Source organism: Desulfallas thermosapovorans DSM 6562 (assembly GCF_008124625.1).
GTDB lineage: Bacteria > Bacillota > Desulfotomaculia > Desulfotomaculales > Desulfallaceae > Sporotomaculum > Sporotomaculum thermosapovorans.
In genome coordinates this window covers 45,244-64,399 of record NZ_VNHM01000011.1, presented here as the reverse complement: position 1 = coordinate 64,399, position 19,156 = coordinate 45,244, and the positions used below count along the sequence as shown (strand labels likewise).

The following is a 19,156-nucleotide window of genomic DNA, read 5'->3' as shown; positions in this document are numbered from 1 at the left end:
GGACGGGTTGTGACCGGGCGGGAACGGGTCAAAGCGGTTAAGCCGGCACCGCCGTTTTAAACCCGTAGCTGGTAAAATTCATATCAAAGGTGAAGGCCGTATCCATTTCCAGCCGCTCCATCACCGCAAAGCTAACCGCGTCGGTAAGGGTACATTCCCCGCCCCGGCCGGACAGCAGTATTTCCATGGCCCGTTTTTCATCCGCCCGGGCGGCCTGTTCCACCGGCCAGATATTACTGCGCACCCACATCCTGGCCGCGTCCGCCCCCAGGCGGGCGGCCAGCAGCGCGTGGGTTTCCGCCAGTATATAATTGGTCAGCACCGGCAATGCCCGCCGGCTTTGCATTTTCCGCAGAACGGCCACCGCCGCCCGGTGGTTTTGATCATCCCGGCAAAGCAGGGCGAATATCGCCCCCGAATCCACCAGTATCTTCTCCATCAGCCCAACTCCCCATCCGCCACGCAGCGGTCATGTTCCACGGAAACTGCAGCGGCCCGGCTGCAGTCCTCAAAGATTCCCACCATATCCCAGACGGGATCGTTTTCGCTCAAAGGGGCAATATCATAAACCTTCTTAAGCAGCAGCGTGTCTCCCTTGATGGTAACAGCCAGGTTGGACCCCTTATCCAAACGTAATTTATCCCGGTACTCCTTGGGCAAAGTAAGCTGTCCTTTGCTGGTAAGCTTCACCATTTCCGCCTGCAAGGTAAAACTCCCCTTTCCTCCGGTTTTCCCTTCTAAGCCTGGTTATCCATTACAGCATTACCGGTAACAAGCTGCGGGTTAGAGCACAATAGCAGTTTAGAGCACAATAGTAAAATTACGCAGCTTATATCCTTACTTATTTCCTTACTATACCAGAGGAATTTTCTGGAATCAAGGGATACTGCCAATATATTGATTTTACAGTTACTTTAACAAACTTTAAGCCTGACCCCTTAATTCGATGATGGCGTCGCGGAGCTGGGCGGCCTGTTCGAATTCCAGGCGGCGGGCGGCTTCCTGCATTTCCTTTTCCAGCCGGGCCAGCAGTTTTTTGATTTCCTTCTTGCTCAGCTTGCCCTTTTTGGCTTCGATGGCGGCATCGTAAACCGCCGGTGTCTCGGCCACTTTGGTGGCTTCGATCACCTCATGCACCGCTTTGCGCACGGTTTGGGGCGTGATGCCGTGGGCCAGGTTGTACTCAGTCTGCAGTTTGCGGCGGCGTTCGGTTTCCTTGATGGCTTTGTCCATGGAATCGGTGATTTTGTCGGCGTACATGATCACCTGGCCGTTTACGTTGCGGGCCGCCCGTCCGATGGTCTGGATCAGCGAGCGCTCGGAGCGCAGGTAGCCCTCCTTGTCGGCATCCAGTATGGCCACCAGGCTCACCTCGGGCAGGTCCAGGCCTTCCCGCAGCAGGTTGATACCCACCAGCACGTCAAAGGTACCCAACCGTAAATCCCGGATAATCTCCATCCGTTCAATGGTATGCACCTCCGAGTGCATATAGCGCACCTTTATGCCCGATTCCCGCAGGTAGTCGGTGAGGTCCTCGGCCATTTTCTTGGTCAAGGTGGTGACCAGCACCCGCTCCCGCCTGGTCACCCGCCGGTTGATCTCACTGATGAGGTCGTCAATCTGGCCCCGGGTGGGCCGTACGAACAGTTCCGGGTCCACCAGGCCGGTGGGGCGGATAATTTGCTCCACCACCTGGCCGCTGTGCTCCAGCTCATAGGGACCGGGGGTGGCGGACACGTAAATCACCTGGCCCAGCCGCTCCTCAAACTCTTCGAAGGTGAGGGGGCGGTTGTCGAAGGCCGAGGGCAGCCGGAAACCATGCTCCACCAGCGACTCTTTGCGGGAGCGATCCCCGGCGTACATGGCCCGCACCTGGGGGATGCTGACGTGGGATTCGTCGATAAACATGATAAAATCATCCGGGAAATAATCCAGCAGCGTGTACGGGGGCTGCCCGGGCTGCCGCCCGGTAAGGTGACGGGAATAATTCTCGATACCGCTGCAAAAGCCCATCTCCCGCATCATTTCTATATCATACCGGGTGCGCTGTTCCAGCCGCTGGGCTTCCAGCAGCTTATCCCGCCCCCGCAGCTCGGCCAGGCGCTGCTCCAGCTCTTCTTCAATACTGGCGATGGCAATTTCCATACGCTCCCGGGAAACGGTGTAGTGGCTGGCCGGGAAAACTGAAACGTGCTGCCGCTCCCCGGTGATCTCCCCGGTAAGCACATCGAATTCCAGCAACCGCTCCACTTCGTCCCCGAAGAAGTCCACCCGGATGGCCTGCTCCGAATTGCCCGCCGGGAATATTTCCACCACATCGCCCCGCACCCGGAAAGTACCCCGGGTGAAGTTGACATCGTTGCGCTCGTACTGGATATCCACCAGCCGGCGCAGCACGGCATCCCGGTCGTATTCCTTGCCCCGGCGCAGCGACAGCACCAGGGTGCTGTACTGCTCGGGGTCACCCAGGCCGTAGATGCAGGACACGCTGGCCACAATAATCACGTCCCGGCGCTCAAACAGGGCGCAGGTGGCCGAGTGGCGCAGTTTGTCTATCTCGTCGTTCACCGAGGAATCCTTTTCAATATACGTGTCGGTGTGGGGAATATAGGCCTCGGGCTGGTAGTAGTCGTAATAACTCACGAAATATTCCACCGCGTTATGGGGAAAAAATTCCTTGAACTCGCTGCACAGCTGGGCAGCCAGCGTTTTGTTATGGGCCAGCACCAGCGCGGGCCGCTGTACCCGCTGGATCACCTGGGCCATGGTGTATGTCTTGCCGCTGCCGGTCACACCCAGCAGGGTCTGGTGTTTCAAACCGTCACCGAGCCCCTCCACCAGCTCATTGATGGCCCGGGGCTGGTCACCCCGGGGTTCATAGGAGGATTTTAATTCAAATTGCATAATCTCACCCCGCTAAATTATATCACACCAGGCAACGGCAAAAAATTCTCCCTTGTGTGCAGCCCGGAATTTATTTCCGGCCTGGAGAAAGCGTTTTCTATCCTGATAATAGCGTCAGGTGGTTTTATCCTCCGGTGGTACCGCACTGGCAACATAGATCTCCTAATGCCAAAGGTAAGCCCTCCCGGGATAACACACTTATGTATAGAAGTAATGAAACATATTTCATAATTAGTCGAAAGGTTGTATAATTGAGGCAACACTAAGTAAATGAGGTGAACTATCATGTCTGTACTGGAATATAACGAATTGACCCTGGACCATTTTGAAAATCCCCGTAATGTGGGGGTGGTGGAAAACAACAACGGCTACGGCAAGGTGGGTGAAGCCGGCTGCGGTGATATTTGTGAAATAACCCTGCGCATAGAAAAGGATGTCATAGAGGATATAAAATTCCGGGTGTACGGCTGTGCCGGGGCCATAGCCACTTCCAGCGTGGTCACTGAAATGACCCGGGGCAAGGATATCAATTATGCTCTGCAATTAAACGATGATGATGTGGTGGAGTACCTGGGCGGGCTGCCCGAGAAGAAAAAACACTGCTCCCTGCTGGCCATCAAGGCCGTGCACCAGGCGATTTACGACTACCTGCTGAACAGGCGCCTGAGGGAAAGAAAAATCAACACCCGGGAAGAGTTCGATCAAATCAACAATGAAATAATGCAGGAAATCATCGCCCGGAGCAACCGGGCTTAACCAGCATGCCATTAATTCTTCGCTGATCAAAATAAAGACCACAGGCACTGTTCCTGTGGTCTATTCATTACCTTTCAACACCGGGCACCTGCGCAAGCACCCCAAAGGCCGGCCGGCACAGTTGCCCGGACCGGCAATGACAGGGCTTTTCAGGTACCCCATAATGGATAGCAGGCTTTGGGGCCAGTTCATAAAAGCAATGCTTACTCCGGTAACCTATTTTACTTCCCGGCCCCGGCATCTCTGAGCAGCCGGATTACCTCCGGGTTTCCATTATCCTGGGCCAGTAACAGCGCCGTCAACCCGCTGTTGCTGGTGGCATGCACACCGGCTCCCCTGGCCAGCAGCAATTTCACCACAGCGGTGTGCCCTTGATGGGCAGCCGCCATCAGCGGAGTAACACCGTCCTCACTGGCCGCGTTCACATTAACTCCGGCGTCCAGCAGCAGCTCCAGTATCTCCCTGTGGCCGTTATGGGCCGCCAGCATAAATGCCGTGGCATCATACTTTGTTCTGGCGTCAAGGGGCATACCGGCCGCCAAAAAGAGCTTGACAGCAGCAGTATTCCCTTCTTCCACACACTTCAAAAAAGTTTCACTGTCATAAGACATATTCATTTGGGCCAACGCTGCCCGGGCAAATTCGGGATTTTTTGCACAATCCATTACCAACATGAGTCATCCTTTCCATTGCCATGTTAGTAAGACAGGCGTATTTATTAACCAGGCAAATAGTTAACCAAGATTATTAAATCATTATATCATACCATGCAACGTTGGATAAGAAAGCCGGGAGTTGATACACTTTTTATTAATTTTCACATTGACATAAACCTAACACCTGTAATATATTTATTACAGGTGAAACATACTATTTCTATACCCACCATACAAGTCCAATGCCATTGGAGTACCGGTTTGCTCAAAAACTCCCGGGAGCACAATACGCCAGCGTTAAAAGGGGGGGATGGGAAATAAATGGTGACGATTTAGTTAAAATACTGGAAGCACTGGCGAACCCCCACCGGTTAAGAATCATTGCCCTGTTAAAAGACAGGCGTATCCATGTCAGCCGGCTTGCCCGCGAGGCAAAGATCAGCCGGCCGCTGTTATACATGCATCTAAAAAAATTAGAGACCGCCGGATTAGTAACCAGCAAACTGGAATTGGCGGAGGACGGGAAAGCCATGAATTATTATGAGCTGGCACCCTTTACCATCCTTTTAAATCCGGAGAGCATCGCAGAAGCGGTAAAGACGCTAACCATTCAAAAAGCCGGTAGCACCACTGCCGGTAAATCTACCGGCGACAAAAGGGGGGATAATTGATGAATGAAGAAGTTATTTTACCAATTGGTGGAATGATTTTTATACTTGTACTGCTGGTGCCACTGGCTGTGGTACTGGCCTGGCAAGGTTTCAGAACTTATCAAATAAAAATAACCAGCAAGGCGGAAATCGCCAGGGATGAGGCGTATCGCAAGCTGGCGGAGGAAGCTGTGGCGGTGCAAAGGAAAATTTCAGATGATCTGGCCGATTTACGCGCCCGGGTAGCATCCATTGAAAAAATGCTCCGGGAAATAGAATGAAACTACAACCCCGGAGAAATCCTCAATAATCAGGGATTATAATATACCCGGCTTTAATTAAAGATAGGGAGTGAGAAAATGGATCTTTTTATTTATGGTTTAATTATGTTCACTGTGCTTCTAGTGATAACCGGTATTACCCTGCTTGTTGCCAAATTCAGGAAAAATAGATTGAAAATCAAACAAAAAAACTGGTGGCTCATCATTCACATGATTTTTGTCGTTATATATATAAGCGGAATACTGGGGATGTTCTTGCTGGCCCTTTTGACGAAATTCACCACCGATAATAACCTGGTGTATGCTTCCCATATATTCATAAAACGTTTTGATCATTTCTTGGTCATTCCCGGTGCCTTCGGTTCTTTCATTACCGGCATCTGGCTCGCCATGCGAACGCATTGGGGCGGGCTAACCAAGCATTACTGGGTCTTAGCCAAGTGGATCGGTAATATTGCCGCCATTATTTATGGCAGCACCTATGTGCGGATTTGGATAGACAATGCCCTTGCCACCAGTGGTATGCATCCCCTGCAAAACCCGGCTTATCTTACCGACCGCCAGCTGCTTTTCATTGGCATTGCCATATGTATTGTTATACTGTTCTTTTTAGTAATAATTTCTTATCTCAAACCATGGGGGAAAAGAATAACTAGCCAGCAACTTGGAAATAACCAGTTAATGACACAATAATGGCCTGGAACATAATCGCCCTTGTTACACGGCATTGTATTCCATATCGAATACCCTGCGTAATTATGTATAACAAGCCGGGTGAATGCCATTATTCCCGGTGGGCCGGGACAACTCCCAAACCCACCGGGTTCAAACCAAAGCCCGCCCGCAATTGTTGCCATTACCACCACTTCAGTTAAGATTACCTGCACTAATTACATCAGATTATTTTTAACCATCAGGTTATATACCAGCTCAGCAGCTTCAATGCGAGTCAACGCCTGTTTGGGGCGAAAAGTATAGTCATCATAGCCCTGTAGATAGCCCCTTTGCGACGCTGCCAGCACATAGGGCTGCAAGCCCGGGTTTATGGACTGGTAATCTTTAAACATTTTCGACAGCGCCAGCTGAGTTTTCCGCTGGTCAAAGTCACTTATTGCCGGCCCCGCCGCAGCGGTGATAATTTTGGCGGCTTGCTCCCGGGTCAACGCGGCAAAATATTTAAAAAGAAAGCGCCCGTCCTTTTCCCGGACTCCCCCCACCAGACCGTTTTTGGCTGCCGTCTCGATATATTTGACACTGTCCCGGGGAACGGGTACCACATGACCGTTCAGATTTTGCGCAAAGGAACCTCCTCCGGTATAAAACACATCACTGAAGATCCCCAATCCCACGTAAGGTTCCGCAAACTCCAAACCAAGGGCTTTACTCAACATCACCACAAATTCACCCCGGCTGATGCCGGCCTGCCGGCCGTTTTGGTCCACCAGCCCCAGGTATCCCGGAGGCGTGTTTTCGGCAGGCTGCATTATGCCCTTGGCCCACAGGTACTCCACACAATGGCGGGCGGGACCGGCCGCTCCGATATCCACGAAGGACATCACTTTATTAACCGCCACATACCGGCCCAACCCCTTAAAGGGCACCGTAATGGTTCTCTTTTTAGCATCGGTACGTCCTCCCAGGTTGACCCAATTACCCGGTATACCATCGTACCGATCGTAAAAAACCGTTACAGTTCTGTAGGCCGCTTCAGTTAAATCGCCATCCACAGGCAGGGAAATTTGCCCCCCGGGAGGCACATCAATACCCGTTATTCTATCCCTGAAACTGTCCTCAATATAGCCACCATCTTTACCAGGCAGGTGAGCCACGTTAAATAAGTAGCTCACCACAGGGCTACCGTTGACGCTATATGCCCTCTCGGCCTTGAAGGCCAGCAACTGGCTGCCGGCGGCAACACCATTCTGCCGTAAATAAAAACCGCCGGGTAAAACAATATTCAACTGCTTGTCAAAATAACTGATTTTATTGCTTTTGCTTAAATCATGGGTTATGACGGCCCCTTCATCCAGGGTGTTGACCAGATTGATACTCCTGCTTAAGGACAACGTTTCCTGCTTGGTATTCCCTTTTTCATCTTCATATTCATAAACGACTTTGAAAGACAAATTATTTTTGCCCGGTTTTAAATGATAATTATTAAGGTAATAGCTCCGAACACGCCTTTCCAAACTTTCCGCCCCAAAAACAACTTCCCTGGCCCCCGGAGCATCCACCGTTATATTCACAGGACTGGTGTTTACATTCAGCCCCTGCTCCGGGACATCCATGCCATTGACCACCAACACGGGATACCTCATGGTGGTGAAGTAAAAGGTGTAACTTCTTATATTATCTCCATTGACATCCTCAATAGAGCTGGATAACCTTACCCGGTACCGGGTGTCGTATTCCAGCTTCTTGCCCGGCTTAAAATAAGCCCGTCGTTCTTTATCGTTATAACTGACTTTGCCGGAAACATCCCGCCCGTTTTCATCCCGGAGGGTCATGCCATCGATAATAGTATCCTTATCCATATCCTCGTCAAATTCAACCCAAATGGTTACGCCAATGGGCACATCCCGGTCACCTCCGTCCGGGTAATGATCATCCACTTCGGGGCTTCGAGCCAGCGCCGGCTGCCCGGTTAGAAAAGCGGTAAAAAAGACTACCGCCATGGTCGCAAGCAACATCACGATACCGCGTTTTGCGAATTTCATATCAAAATCACCTGCCGCATTTGATTAACTAATTGTATTATCGGCATTTATCCCGGATTCTATAATCAAATAAGTACGGAAAAATACCCGGGGGGATTTTGAGAGACCGGCAAAACAAAGGGGATTAAACCCGCGGTAAGAAGTAAGCGGTTCCCCTGTTTTAGAGGACCCGCTTACTTTTTCCCCTTCAGCATCATAAACCTCCTTACGCACTGCGTGATCCACTAGCCACCGCCCTGGTCGCCGTCACCCATACCCTGACCATCGCCATGGCCGCCCTGCTGGCCTACGGATTCTATTTTCTTTACCTCACCGTCTATTTGCACTTCCATGGTTTTACCGTCCTGGGTGGTGATGCGCAGTGTTGTTTTGCCCTGACCACCGCCCTGTTGACCACCCCGGTCCTGCTTGCTCTGCTCACCCGGCTGGCTTTGTACACTGCTCTGTTCCTGCCCGCCGCCCTGCCGTCCGGCCTGGGACTGCTGCTGCCCGCCGCCCCCTTGCTCCCGGGCTTTCTTTAACTCCTCCCAGCGCTCCTCCAGCAAGTAGGCGTTCCTGGCGGTAACCAGGCGCACCGGCACAATCCGGGCGGGCACACTGTAATCCCCGTTATTAACCTTATCTCCGTATTGCCAGTAACCGTTTTTGGCCAGCCCCACCGCCGCCTCCAGGGCAAACCGGCCCAGCATCTCGGGCTGCAAATCCACCTCGGCGTCATGCTCGCCGCTGACCACCCCCCGGGAGGCCATTTCATCCGCCCCGACCCCCACGGTTAAAACATTTTTATCCATACCGCCCATTTTTAAAAACTCCACCGCAGCCATGGCCAGGGTACTATCATTAGCCAGGATTACATCAATACGATCTTCCTTTTCCATGACCTCCGCCAGGCCGGCGGCAACGGTGGACGGGTCCCAGCGGGGATGTTCATAAACCTTTACAACCTTGACATCCTTTTGCCCCTGCAACGCCGCCTGGTTGGCAGCGGTAATATCCCGGGCCAGTTGATCCTTCGGATCTCCCTGTAATATCACCACGTTCAGGGGACGGTGGCGGGGTAACTGGGCCACCACACTATAATCCACCGCCCCGGTAACCTGTCCCTGACCGCCGCCGCTCCCCTGGCTACCACCGGTGCCTCCCTGTTGGCCGGATTCGCCCTGCCGGCCACCGCCGGCAGCCTGACCCGCACCTTGCTGCTGCCCGCCGGCTTGTTCCGACCCGCCCTGGGATGGCAACTGTCCATCCCGGGACGCCCCGCTTTGCTCATCACCCGGCCGGATAATTGTACCCGCCCGGGGCGGGGTGAACTTTCCGCTCTGGGCCTCTGCGGCCCGGGCCAGCGCCTCCTGTACAAAACGGGCCTGCAAACGCCCCACCATGGCATGGTCCGAAGCAATATAACCCTCTACGGGGGTGTTTAGCGGTAAATTTTCCAGCGCCACCACCTTGATCCCGGACCGGGCCAATTTTTCCACCAATCCCGAAGCTGTGGCCGGATCAACCGGCTGCAGCACCACCGCCTTAATTTGCTTACCAGCCAGTTCATCCAGTTGTTTCTGCTGCCGGGCGGGGTCATTTCGGGCATCCAGCCAGGTTACTTCAGCATTCAATTGCTCTTTCTGCTGGTCCACCACTTTTTTTATGGTTTTGTTGCCATCCCGGTTTATGTCGGCCAGGGCAAAGGCTATCCTTACCGGCTGTTCGGCGGGCTTGCGCTGCGCTTCCCGGTTGCCGCAGCCCGGCATAATGGCCAGTACCGCCAAAAAGGCAACGGTAAGTATGGCAATTACATAATTTAACCTTAAACAATCCGCAACCCTAAAGCCACGCATCAACCCACCTCCGGATCAGTTCCCTTTCGTTTTCCTTTCCAAGCCCGGTGTTGTATAACAAAGCTCTAGTTATGCTTTGCCCCAAGGCAATTCTTTATACAAAGGTAAAAGGGTGCTAAATATGAATAAACAGGCATAACTATCAGTCATAGGTATTTTTTGGGAGGTGGCGGCGTGAATAGTAATTATTTGGAACGTTTTTTGTCCTGGCTGACCCCTTTAAAAAAAGAACCGCCCGGACTGCTGGAGGCGGTAAACTCAGCCAGGCGGGATTGGAAACAAGCCCAACATGATTTTAATTTTATCAGTGATAAAAACATGATTGATTGTACGGTACACAAGATTAAAGCAAGTGAAAGGCAGTACATCGCACTGCTAAAGGCAGCCAAACAGCAAAATATCACCGCCTGGCAATGGGAATCACCACCGGTCACCGCAACAAGCGGCGAGGCATGCCATGCAACGGAGCAAGCCAACTAAAGGGTATGGTTCACCAGACCCAGTTCAACCAGCTTGGCCCGAATGGATTTCATATCCGACCAGGCCTCGGCCTTGCGGGAAGTGTCCCGCAGCAGTGCAGCGGGGTGGTAGGTGGCGGTGATCCAAAACCCTTTGCGCTCCTCCCACTGCCCCCGCACCCTGGTGATACGCGCTTCGGGGCCGATAATGTGGCGCACCGCCGTTGACCCCAGGCATACAATGATCCGGGGCCTGACTATATCCACCTGCGCCCTTAGAAAAGGCAGGCACTTTTCACCCTCCTCCGGGGTGGGCACCCGGTTACCGGGCGGCCGGCATTTGACGATGTTGCATATGATGGCGTTTTTTTTCCGGTCCAAACCAATGGCCGCCAGCATCCGGTCCAGCAGTTGCCCGGCCGGGCCGACAAAGGGCCGCCCCTGTATATCTTCCTGCTCACCGGGTCCCTCGCCGACAAACATCACCGGGGCCTCCAAAACGCCTTCGCCGAAAACCACATTGGTACGCCGGGCTGCCAGCGGGCAGGCGCTGCAGCGTAAACATACCTCCTTTACCCGGTTCCAACGTTCCAATTTAGTATTCACGCAAGCCACACCTTTATTTACCTCATTTTCCGCCGGCGCCACCCGCCCCGTCCAAGAGAGCATTACTTTAAGGGGCGGCCACCCGCTAATAACCAGTTAAACCAATACAGGGGGTACTGGTTGCCATCCTGTTGATGTTGATTTACAGCGACTCTTCCACTGGGTCCGGGTCTTGTGAACAACAGTGCGGAGTTAAATTTTATATTTGTTTATTTGCATAATACAGTTACTTTATAAAACTTTAAGCCCGACCCCTTACGCGATTGCGCAGGTCCACCATGAATGCGGTGAAATCAGCGCAAAAATCATCCGAATCCAGGCAGATTATCTTCATGCCCTTTTTACCGTATATCGTTTCGAATACATAGTTGGGCTTCATGGTCACCATATAAGCCTTGCAGTTGGACTTCATGACTTTGAACAGTTTGCTCCACATGTATCGAATATTGAGATCCCGGAAGCTGTATCCCAAAAAGAGTACTGTTTTGCCCAGCAAATCAGCACGCAATTTTATATCCAGGGGACCCTCCATGTCCAGCCGGTTGTAATAATCCGTCTCGCTCAGCACCAGTGTTTCGTCGAGATCCAGGGTGCCGTGAAACTTGACAATCTGGGTAACGTTATCCGGGGCGGCCAGGATATCGTCCAGCGTGGCAATGGGGTAATAAGGCACGCCGTGGTACCGGAAGGCCATTTCAATCATTTCATCAAAATTGGTGGTATATATTTTGGGGAAGCGCATATCCACCAGACATTTATGGGCCTCGGAAGCGCCAATATCCACCTCGATGGAGCGCAGGTTACGGTCGATAATTTTACTGATCCGGTTTTTACTACCGCCATGGCAGATAATATGGTATTCGGCAATCTGCAAAAAATCCCCGTGCAGCAAAAGTATATCGGGATCAATATCCAAATCCTCGGCCACCCTGGCCATTAAAACATCCCATTCGGGCAGTCCCAGGTTGCGGGACAGGCCGGCCCCCACAAAGGGAATGATTTTCTTTTCCCGGATATCATGAGCCAACTCGTCCATCAGTTCATCATATCTCACCATTTCCTCACCGCCTGACGGGACAAAAAATCCTTAAACTGGCGTGCCGCCCGGCCCCGGGCAGATATTTGCAATTTCTCTTCCAGCGGCAAGGCCGCCAGGGAGCTGTCGCACCCGTCGGGAATAAATAAGCATTCCCAGGTGTCCCTGGGTCCGTCGGGCTCGGTGGCTATGTTACCCGTAATTTCAGCCGCAAATATGTGAATGCGCCGGCTGTCGCAATAACCGATAATGGTGCGCACCGTAGCCCGCCGGCTGGTCTCACACTGCATCAGCCGCAAAAAACCGGACATCCCCAGTTGCTCCCACATCTCCCTGGTCATACCACCGGGCAGGTCGTTCCAGGATTCTATACTTAAGCCGGTATGATCCACAAATAGCCGGGCTCTTTTCTCACCAAAGGCCAGCAGCACCTTGCCGCGCACCACCTGCCGCTGGTCGTCCCCCTGGGGCTCCCGTACATTTAAACGCACCGGTATAAACTGGAATGGATCCAGCAGTTTTTCATATTCAATTATCTTCTGCCGGTTGCCCGTTACAAAACGCATCGGTTTTGACATATATCGCAGATACTCCTCTTGGTAAACAACCCTGGTAATATAACACAGCTTAATGATTATTTCTTTATTATACCCTCAAAACCCTTCCAACGCCCGGGCGGGACAAGACACAACAGTACAGCGGAATAAGAACAAAGCCCAAAGTCCGTTACAATTGGCAACGGGCTTTGGGCTTGCAATGGAAACAAGGTTAATCAACCCTTATCGTTTTATTTCAATATTATAGTTAGTTTAACAAACTTTAAGCCTGACCCCGTTCCAGGATGATGCGGTGGTCCACCAGGGCCAGCTCGGCGATTTTGGCTTTGATTTGCTTGCGGCGACCGAAAATATCCTCCAATACCAGACCGTCCGCTTCCGGAATCACCTTGTCGACCATTTCCATGAAGATTTCCTCTTTACCGTCCTGACGCAGGTACGCGTTTGCTTCGCACACGTTATTTCACCTCCCTGAAAAAGACAAAAACCACCTTGGTTACACGCATATGGCGTCAACCTCCGTGGTTGTTTACGCTGTTCCCCTTCGAAAGCCTTCCTGGCTCCCTTGTTTAGTAAAATTATATCCCCCTGCAAAGGATAATGTCAACGGATAATTTGCACCATCCTTATTGGCTCAGCCGCCGCCAAAAATCCGAGAACCAGCGACCCAGCGGGCCGGCGGTACCCAGGTCCACCACTGCCGCTTGTTCATCACCCTCGGGTACGGGCAAAATTCCCAGGGGATGAAGTTCATTGTTATAGGGCAGCAGTTCCCGGCGGATGCGCCGCCCTTTGCCATCGACATAATCCACCTGTATGGGCGGGTTCACTATATATAGCATAGCCGCCAAATCCGCCCGGCTGTGTACCGGCACCCCGTTAACAGCCACCAGCAAATCCCCCGAACGCATGCCGGCATGCCAGGCCGGTGACTCGGGGATCACATCCAGCAGCGCCAGCCCTCCGGAACGGGGCACATAAACGGCGACCCCCTGCATTTCCAGCTTGCGCCCGATATAAATCACCAGTTCATGGCCCAGGGGCGAGAACAGAGCGGCCAGTATCCCCAGTAGCAAAGAACGGTCGGCCAGCACCGCCAGCAGCAACAATACCATGCTGTACAGCGCCAGGTAGCCTGCGGATACCCGGCCCTTTTGCCGCGGGTTCCGGGTAATGGCCATATCGCCGTAACCCAGCGCCGCCATCACCGGAATCAGGATATAAACGATATTTTCCGCCTCCACCCCGGGACTGATCAGCGGCCACCAGCCGGGCATATCCACACTGCCCGGGGGCACCCCGGCTCCGGTCATAAATGCCAGGGCCGATATGGGTATAGGCCAAAATTTTTGCAGGGTAAACCCGCCCACCACCCGGCCGGTGCGGTCCCGGAAAAAGGCCGGCACCGCACCCAGGTGCCCGCTGAAAAAAATCAGCAAACTTTCCACCATGTGCAATACCGCCACCAGGGCCAGCACCTGGGAAACATTAACCCGGGGGAAACCGAACAGCAGCGACGAAAGGGCCAGTATTCCCCCGGCGTAGGCAAAACATATGAACCGGGCGTCAACCAGCATCAACAAAATGGCCAGAGGCCAAATATAGAACAAACCCGAGCCGGTTAGAGTCACCCCTATGAGCACCATCAGCATACTGCCCGCTATGCCGCCCAGCATGCCCAGTACCAGGGCGGTGGCCAGCTCGCTCCAGTTGAACTTGAGCGGGATGCCGTAAAAGGCTTCCCGCAAGTCATTCATGCGCCGGTACTGCAGCCCGATGAGCACCACCACAATCCAAAAGATGGGCTCCCGCAGCATCAGCTCGGTATTAACAATGATCATGGGCAGTATATCGCCAAAGGGGAACAATTAACTCACCTCAAAACGGCCCTTCTAAACTGGCTTTCCATTGCCTCTTGCATTCCCTTAAACCGCCGGCTCTCAACCTTTTAACACCCGGCACCGCAGGTAGAAGCACCGGTCTTAGAGGTACAGGTTTACCGGTTCGGCTGATCCTTTATCCGCCGGCGATTAGAGCTGCCGCTCCACCAGTTCAATGGCTTTATTCAGCTGCTCGTCACCGGGCCGGTCCGGCAGGTTTTCCACCACCACATCGGGCTGGACTCCCTTTTTGTGGATATCGTTTTTCCTGGGGGTCAGGTAGCGGGCGGTGGTTAGCTTTAATCCGGCATTATTATCCAGGGCAAACACCGTCTGTACAATGCCCTTGCCAAAGGTGCGGGTACCCACCAGAACCCCCACCCCGGTGTCCTTGACAGCTCCGGCCAGTATTTCAGCAGCGCTGGCGCTGGCCCCGTTGACCAGCACGGCCAGGGGCAGGCCCAGGTAATTATCGTCGGCTTTCCTGACATCCTCGGCCCCCGTGCGGTAATCGATATACACTATCGGCCCCTCGGGGACAAAGTTATCCGCCACCCGGGTGGCGGCGGTCAGCTCACCGCCGGGGTTGTCGCGCAAATCCAAAATAATGCCCCGCATACCTTGATCCTTCAGGTCCGCCAGTACCTGCAACATTTCATCCGGAGTTTTCTCATTAAACTGGCTTACAGACACATAGCCAATGTGGGTATGGGGCAGTATCCGGCCTTCCACGCTGGGAACACTAATTTCCCGCCTGGTAATGGTAAACTCAAGGGGATCGGGCTCTCCTTCCCGGATCACGCTAAGGTTGATTTCACTTCCCACCGGGCCGCGCATTAAACCAATGGCGGTATCCAAATCCAACCCCTGCGCATCCCGGCCATCGATCTCTATGATGATATCACCGGCCTGCATACCCTCACCGGCGGCAGGCGTATCCTCATACACCCGCACCACTGTAAGCAGTTCCTCTTTGTTGAGCCCCACCAGTATGCCCAGACCACCAAAGCTGCCGCTGATCTGCTCCCGCAGCCTTTTAAAAGTCTGGGCATCCAGGTAGACCGAATAGGGGTCCTGCAGTGAATCCACTATACCCCGCATCGCCCCGTCCACCAAAGTGGTAGTCTCCACCGGTTCAATGTACTGAGTACGCACCAGGGAAATTACTTTTATTAAATTACCTATTTGCTTGTAATTACTGCCTATAATGCTGCCCGCCAGCACAAACAAAGCAAAGAAAACCAGTACCAGCACGGTAATCCAGCGGGGAATGCCGCCGCTTTTATACCTGTATCCGTTCACTTCAGGTCACCTACCATTTTCCGGATAAAATCACATACCATATTATACTACATGAAGGCAAGCCGCATTACAAGAACTAAAAAGGGACGGCCCGCTTCTCTGGAAATGCCCCCCGGGGTAGACAGGTTCTATCATCAACATCAAAGCCTTTTAACTATGCAGGGAAGCATATCATCTTGTAGAAACAGCCTGTCCCTTATTGTACCGGCATATGTTACTGCATTAATTCAGGCGCCGGGTGTTGAAAGGTTGAAAGATAAAATCTTTCAACCTTTCAACACCCGGCACCGGCTGGTGGCAACCCCCCTTGGAGGCGGCACCGGTTATTGTTATGCAGGTTGGTAACGGCACGGTCGGTGGTGGCACGGTTGGAAAACAGTGCCGGTAACCGTGTTATACGTAATTTCTCGGGTTGACTGTGGAGCCGTTGACCCTGATTTCAAAATGCAGGTGCGGCCCTGTGGACATACCGGTGCTGCCCACCCTGGCGATAGCTTGTCCCTTTTCCACCACCGCGCCGCTGCCCACCAGCTGGGCGGACAGGTGGGCATAAAGTGAAACAATGCCACCGCCGTGGTCGATCATTACCACATTGCCGTAACCGCTCATAAAGCTTACATTAATCACCCGCCCGCTCTGGGCGGCCACCACAGTGGTACCCGAAGGAGCCGGTATATCAATACCTGTATGTAACCGCCGGGTCTTTAATATAGGGTGCACCCGGTAACCATAGGGAGATGAAATGGATGTATACCCGGGCACCGGCCAGAGGTAAGCCCCTGTGGCTGCGGGCTGCTGTCCCGCGTTTTGGATGCTGATACGCCGGATGATTTCTTCCTCTTCCCGCTCCAACCGGTCCACTTCAGCCTGGTATTTGGTGAAATCCCGCTGGGCGTTGGCCAGCATCTGCCTTTTTTCCGCGCTTCTGGAGGCCAGTTCCTGGCGGGCCGCCTCCTGCTGCCGCAACAGGGCGGCTATATTTTCCTTCTGCCGGGCCAGTGCCTGGCGCTTGCTCTCCAGTTCCTGCTTGCGCACTTCCACCTCTTTAATCACGCTTACATCCCGGTCAACCACCCGCTTAAGCAATTCGTAACGATTCAAAAACTCGCCGAAACTGGTGGAAGCCAGCAACACTTCAACGTACTGCACGTTACCGTTCATGTACATACCCCGAACCCGTTTGTGCAGTTCCTCGGTGCTTTCCGCAAGCTTCTCCTCGGCCCGGTCTATTTCCCTTTCATTCTGGGCCAGCCTGGCCATGGCAGCATCAAGCTGCTGCCGCAAACTACTTATTTCCCGGTTTTTTTGGGCAATTTCCTGATCCAGTGCCGCCGCCTGGCTGGAGTAGTCCCGTATCTCCGCCTTTTTCTCCTGCTGCTGCTGCTTGGTTTGATTAATCTTTTGCCTGGTCTGCTGCAACAGCTGTTCCAGACTGGCCCCGTATGCCGTACCGTATCCCAGCAGCATGGTGGCGGCCAGGGTCATAGCCGTTAATCTTTTTTTCCAGCCCTTGTTACCTCCCGAACGCACCCCTTGGTTCCTCCATTCGTCAAAGATTTTTTAAAGCAACACATATGCTCCAAATATACTCCCGGCCCAACCCCCGGCTAACGCCGGGGTCGCCGGTTAACCGGCTTCTTAAGGTTTTTTTACTAAACCTTCAAAAAACGCCGCAACGATATGGCGCTGCCCAGGGCGCCAATTATAAAACCGGCCCCCAGCAACCCGCCCAGTATCCGGTAAATGGTTTCGGGATCGTCAACCAGTTGAATAAAAGGCAGTGAAAACATTACCTTGTTCAGCAGCGAAAGGTAACCGAAATTTATCAGCAGCGCCGCTATGAGGCCGCCGGTGAGCCCGATGATCATCCCCTCCAGCATAAAGGGCATGCGCACAAAGGTGTTGGTGGCCCCCAGCATCTTCATAATGCCGATCTCCCGCCGCCGGGCAAAAACCGACATGCGAATGGTGGTGGCGATAAGCAGTACCGCCGCCACACCCAGCACCAGCAGGGCCAGGGATCCCCAAATGCGCACCCAGTGGGTCAGGGCCAGCAGGTTTTCCACCACCCCCTGCCCGTAGCGCACCTGTTCAACGCCCTCCAATTCCTCCAGTTGCCGGGCCGCCGCAGGCACCTGGGCCGCCTCCCGGGTTTTCACCACGTATGAGTTGGGCAGGGGATTGTCCTCCTCCAGCCCGCTGAGCAGCTCGGCCCTGTCACCGAAGCTCTCCTTTAAATCCTCCAGGGCCTGCTCCTTGGTGACAAACTTCACCTGGGCCACCCCGGGCACAAATTTAATTTCCTCCTCCATTTCATCCAGCCGATCCTGCTCCAAACCCTCTTCCAGGAAAACAGTGATTTCCAGGCTGGACTCCACATCGGAGGCCACCTGCCGCACATTAAGCACCAGCAGCAGTGAACTGCCCAGAATAAGCAGCGATATAATGATGGTACCTACCGAGGCAATGGACAGCCAACTGTTGCGTATCAAGGATGTGGCGGCCTCGCGGAAATAATACATAATGGTGTTAAACATCATGGCCGTATACCCCACCTTCCTCGTCCCGGACTATCGTGCCGTTTTCCAGCTGCACCACCCGTTTCTTCATGTCGTCCACGATGTCCCGGGCATGGGTGGCCATTAAAATGGTGGTACCCCGGCGGTTGATATCCATAAAAAGTTTCATCAACTCCCAGGAATTATCCGGATCCAGGTTACCCGTGGGCTCATCCGCCAGGATCAGCACCGGATTGTTGACGATGGCCCGGGCCACGGCGGTACGCTGCTGCTCGCCGCCCGAAAGCTGGGCGGGCCGCATGTTGACCTTCTTTTCCATACCCACCATGCGCAGCACCGACGGCACCACCCGCCTGATTTCCTTGCGGGAAGCACCGGTTACCTCCAGGGCGAAGGCCACGTTTTCAAAAACAGTTTTATTGGGGATAAGGCGAAAATCTTGAAACACCATGCCAATTTTACGCCGCAGGTAGGGAACCTCCCGGTTTTTCATCCTCACCACACTGCGACCGTTTACGATAACCTGCCCGCGGCTGGGCAGTTCTTCCCGGCAGATCAATTTGGTCAGGGTGGACTTGCCCGCCCCGCTGGGGCCCACTAAAAAGACAAATTCACCTTTTTTTACGTGTAAGGTAATGTCGTTGAGGGCTTTAACTTCGTTGGGGTATATCTTGGAAACGTTGTACAATTGAATCATACCAGCACCTCAGATCAATTCTGATACTTATCAGTGATTGTCGAGTTATCACCCGTATCCAGCAGTTACTTCGACAGTTGAAGTAATAAATCCTTTTTCACCTAGGGCATTTCGACGGCAAACAATGCAAATCCTTCAAAAAAAGGAAAAACAAAATACCCCGCAGGGTATTTTGCCAGTTAATGACATATAAACTTTTTAGCCGTCGCCTCTTCCATTACGGGCCGGTAGGTGCCGGGTTACAAGGGGGTGCCTGTTTGGCACCAAGCCTGTTTTTTGATACCCGCGTTTGACACTTAACA

Annotated in this window: 21 protein-coding genes; 5 read left to right on the top strand and 16 right to left on the bottom strand. The window is 53.2% G+C overall.

Features of this window, described 5'->3' with window-relative positions; translation table 11 throughout:
- Positions 1-37 precede the first annotated feature (37 nt).
- The 3 genes from LX24_RS10360 to uvrB form a co-directional block, all read right to left on the bottom strand.
- Positions 38-439 carry a type II toxin-antitoxin system VapC family toxin gene (locus LX24_RS10360; protein WP_166512086.1) on the bottom strand — a complete coding sequence of 134 codons (402 nt, stop codon included), beginning with the start codon at positions 437-439 and terminating at the stop codon, positions 38-40.
- The gene (locus LX24_RS10355) at positions 439-705 is read right to left on the bottom strand and encodes an AbrB/MazE/SpoVT family DNA-binding domain-containing protein (protein ID WP_166512085.1); all 267 of its coding nucleotides are present in this window, start codon (positions 703-705) and stop codon (positions 439-441) included. The genes LX24_RS10360 and LX24_RS10355 overlap by 1 nt, the downstream gene beginning before the upstream one ends.
- A 219-nt stretch (positions 706-924) precedes the next feature.
- Positions 925-2,904 carry an excinuclease ABC subunit UvrB gene (gene uvrB, locus LX24_RS10350; RefSeq protein ID WP_166512084.1) on the bottom strand — a complete coding sequence of 660 codons (1,980 nt, stop codon included), beginning with the start codon at positions 2,902-2,904 and terminating at the stop codon, positions 925-927.
- Between the two features lie 285 nt (positions 2,905-3,189).
- On the opposite strand from uvrB, the gene LX24_RS10345 reads away from it, so the two are divergent.
- Positions 3,190-3,660, top strand: coding sequence for an iron-sulfur cluster assembly scaffold protein (locus LX24_RS10345; RefSeq protein WP_166512083.1), 471 nt, complete (start codon positions 3,190-3,192; stop codon positions 3,658-3,660).
- 60 nt (positions 3,661-3,720) lie between these two features.
- On the opposite strand, the gene LX24_RS15170 is transcribed toward LX24_RS10345, so the two are convergent.
- On the bottom strand, positions 3,721-3,852 hold the full coding sequence (locus LX24_RS15170) for a hypothetical protein (protein ID WP_279233207.1): 132 nt from the start codon (positions 3,850-3,852) through the stop codon (positions 3,721-3,723).
- A gap of 29 nt (positions 3,853-3,881) precedes the next feature.
- Positions 3,882-4,325: an ankyrin repeat domain-containing protein gene (locus tag LX24_RS10340; RefSeq protein ID WP_166512082.1), complete on the bottom strand. Its 444-nt coding sequence runs from the start codon at positions 4,323-4,325 to the stop codon at positions 3,882-3,884.
- A 239-nt stretch (positions 4,326-4,564) separates the two neighbouring features.
- Between LX24_RS10340 and LX24_RS10335 the strand changes: the two genes are divergently transcribed.
- The 3 genes from LX24_RS10335 (at position 4,565) to LX24_RS10325 (ending at position 5,940) form a co-directional block, all read left to right on the top strand.
- Complete coding sequence (locus tag LX24_RS10335) at positions 4,565-4,987, top strand: ArsR/SmtB family transcription factor (RefSeq protein ID WP_243131701.1); 423 nt, start codon at positions 4,565-4,567, stop codon at positions 4,985-4,987.
- Entirely contained in the window at positions 4,987-5,247 is a 261-nt protein-coding gene (locus LX24_RS10330; RefSeq protein WP_166512080.1) for a hypothetical protein, read from the top strand. The genes LX24_RS10335 and LX24_RS10330 overlap by 1 nt, the downstream gene beginning before the upstream one ends.
- 78 nt (positions 5,248-5,325) lie before the next feature.
- Positions 5,326-5,940, top strand: a complete 615-nt coding sequence (locus tag LX24_RS10325) for a DUF2269 domain-containing protein (protein ID WP_166512079.1) — start codon at positions 5,326-5,328, stop codon at positions 5,938-5,940.
- A gap of 197 nt (positions 5,941-6,137) precedes the next feature.
- On the opposite strand, the gene LX24_RS10320 is transcribed toward LX24_RS10325, so the two are convergent.
- Both LX24_RS10320 and LX24_RS10315 read right to left on the bottom strand, forming a co-directional pair.
- The gene (locus tag LX24_RS10320; protein ID WP_166512078.1) at positions 6,138-7,964 is read right to left on the bottom strand and encodes an Ig-like domain-containing protein; all 1,827 of its coding nucleotides are present in this window, start codon (positions 7,962-7,964) and stop codon (positions 6,138-6,140) included.
- A gap of 224 nt (positions 7,965-8,188) precedes the next feature.
- A complete protein-coding gene (locus tag LX24_RS10315) occupies positions 8,189-9,799 on the bottom strand; it encodes a substrate-binding domain-containing protein (RefSeq protein ID WP_166512077.1) in 1,611 nt (536 codons plus the stop codon).
- Between the two features lie 174 nt (positions 9,800-9,973).
- Here LX24_RS10315 and LX24_RS10310 point away from each other — a divergent pair, with 174 nt between their 5' ends.
- Positions 9,974-10,279 carry a DUF2508 family protein gene (locus LX24_RS10310; protein WP_166512076.1) on the top strand — a complete coding sequence of 102 codons (306 nt, stop codon included), beginning with the start codon at positions 9,974-9,976 and terminating at the stop codon, positions 10,277-10,279.
- On the opposite strand, the gene LX24_RS10305 is transcribed toward LX24_RS10310, so the two are convergent.
- The 9 genes from LX24_RS10305 to ftsE form a co-directional block, all read right to left on the bottom strand.
- Complete coding sequence (locus tag LX24_RS10305) at positions 10,276-10,851, bottom strand: uracil-DNA glycosylase (RefSeq protein WP_166512127.1); 576 nt, start codon at positions 10,849-10,851, stop codon at positions 10,276-10,278. The genes LX24_RS10310 and LX24_RS10305 overlap by 4 nt on opposite strands.
- 253 nt (positions 10,852-11,104) lie before the next feature.
- A complete protein-coding gene (locus LX24_RS10300; RefSeq protein WP_166512075.1) occupies positions 11,105-11,920 on the bottom strand; it encodes an SIR2 family protein in 816 nt (271 codons plus the stop codon).
- Positions 11,914-12,477: a non-canonical purine NTP pyrophosphatase gene (locus LX24_RS10295; RefSeq protein ID WP_166512074.1), complete on the bottom strand. Its 564-nt coding sequence runs from the start codon at positions 12,475-12,477 to the stop codon at positions 11,914-11,916. The genes LX24_RS10300 and LX24_RS10295 overlap by 7 nt, the downstream gene beginning before the upstream one ends.
- A gap of 241 nt (positions 12,478-12,718) precedes the next feature.
- Complete coding sequence (locus LX24_RS10290) at positions 12,719-12,913, bottom strand: CooT family nickel-binding protein (protein ID WP_166512073.1); 195 nt, start codon at positions 12,911-12,913, stop codon at positions 12,719-12,721.
- Positions 12,914-13,082: 169 nt separating this feature from the next.
- Positions 13,083-14,324 (bottom strand): PDZ domain-containing protein, encoded by a 1,242-nt coding sequence (locus tag LX24_RS10285; RefSeq protein ID WP_166512072.1) that lies wholly within the window; start codon positions 14,322-14,324, stop codon positions 13,083-13,085.
- A gap of 162 nt (positions 14,325-14,486) precedes the next feature.
- Entirely contained in the window at positions 14,487-15,638 is a 1,152-nt protein-coding gene (locus LX24_RS10280; protein WP_166512071.1) for a S41 family peptidase, read from the bottom strand.
- A gap of 393 nt (positions 15,639-16,031) precedes the next feature.
- Positions 16,032-17,168, bottom strand: coding sequence for a murein hydrolase activator EnvC family protein (locus tag LX24_RS10275; protein ID WP_166512070.1), 1,137 nt, complete (start codon positions 17,166-17,168; stop codon positions 16,032-16,034).
- Positions 17,169-17,290: 122 nt separating this feature from the next.
- The gene (ftsX, locus tag LX24_RS10270; RefSeq protein ID WP_166512069.1) at positions 17,291-18,178 is read right to left on the bottom strand and encodes a permease-like cell division protein FtsX; all 888 of its coding nucleotides are present in this window, start codon (positions 18,176-18,178) and stop codon (positions 17,291-17,293) included.
- On the bottom strand, positions 18,168-18,854 hold the full coding sequence (ftsE, locus tag LX24_RS10265) for a cell division ATP-binding protein FtsE (RefSeq protein ID WP_166512068.1): 687 nt from the start codon (positions 18,852-18,854) through the stop codon (positions 18,168-18,170). The genes ftsX and ftsE overlap by 11 nt, the downstream gene beginning before the upstream one ends.
- Between the last annotated feature and the right edge of the window lie 302 nt (positions 18,855-19,156).

Coding starts and splice junctions, on each gene's coding strand:
- LX24_RS10340 (WP_166512082.1), bottom strand. CDS start 4,325: ATGGATTGTGCAAAAAATCCCGAATTTGCCCGGGCAGCGTTGGCCCAA.
- LX24_RS10360 (WP_166512086.1), bottom strand. CDS start 439: ATGGAGAAGATACTGGTGGATTCGGGGGCGATATTCGCCCTGCTTTGC.
- LX24_RS10330 (WP_166512080.1), top strand. CDS start 4,987: ATGAATGAAGAAGTTATTTTACCAATTGGTGGAATGATTTTTATACTT.
- LX24_RS10300 (WP_166512075.1), bottom strand. CDS start 11,920: ATGGTGAGATATGATGAACTGATGGACGAGTTGGCTCATGATATCCGG.
- ftsE (WP_166512068.1), bottom strand. CDS start 18,854: ATGATTCAATTGTACAACGTTTCCAAGATATACCCCAACGAAGTTAAA.
- LX24_RS10325 (WP_166512079.1), top strand. CDS start 5,326: ATGGATCTTTTTATTTATGGTTTAATTATGTTCACTGTGCTTCTAGTG.
- LX24_RS10295 (WP_166512074.1), bottom strand. CDS start 12,477: ATGTCAAAACCGATGCGTTTTGTAACGGGCAACCGGCAGAAGATAATT.
- LX24_RS10345 (WP_166512083.1), top strand. CDS start 3,190: ATGTCTGTACTGGAATATAACGAATTGACCCTGGACCATTTTGAAAAT.
- LX24_RS10320 (WP_166512078.1), bottom strand. CDS start 7,964: ATGAAATTCGCAAAACGCGGTATCGTGATGTTGCTTGCGACCATGGCG.
- LX24_RS10315 (WP_166512077.1), bottom strand. CDS start 9,799: ATGCGTGGCTTTAGGGTTGCGGATTGTTTAAGGTTAAATTATGTAATT.
- LX24_RS15170 (WP_279233207.1), bottom strand. CDS start 3,852: ATGAACTGGCCCCAAAGCCTGCTATCCATTATGGGGTACCTGAAAAGC.
- uvrB (WP_166512084.1), bottom strand. CDS start 2,904: ATGCAATTTGAATTAAAATCCTCCTATGAACCCCGGGGTGACCAGCCC.
- ftsX (WP_166512069.1), bottom strand. CDS start 18,178: ATGATGTTTAACACCATTATGTATTATTTCCGCGAGGCCGCCACATCC.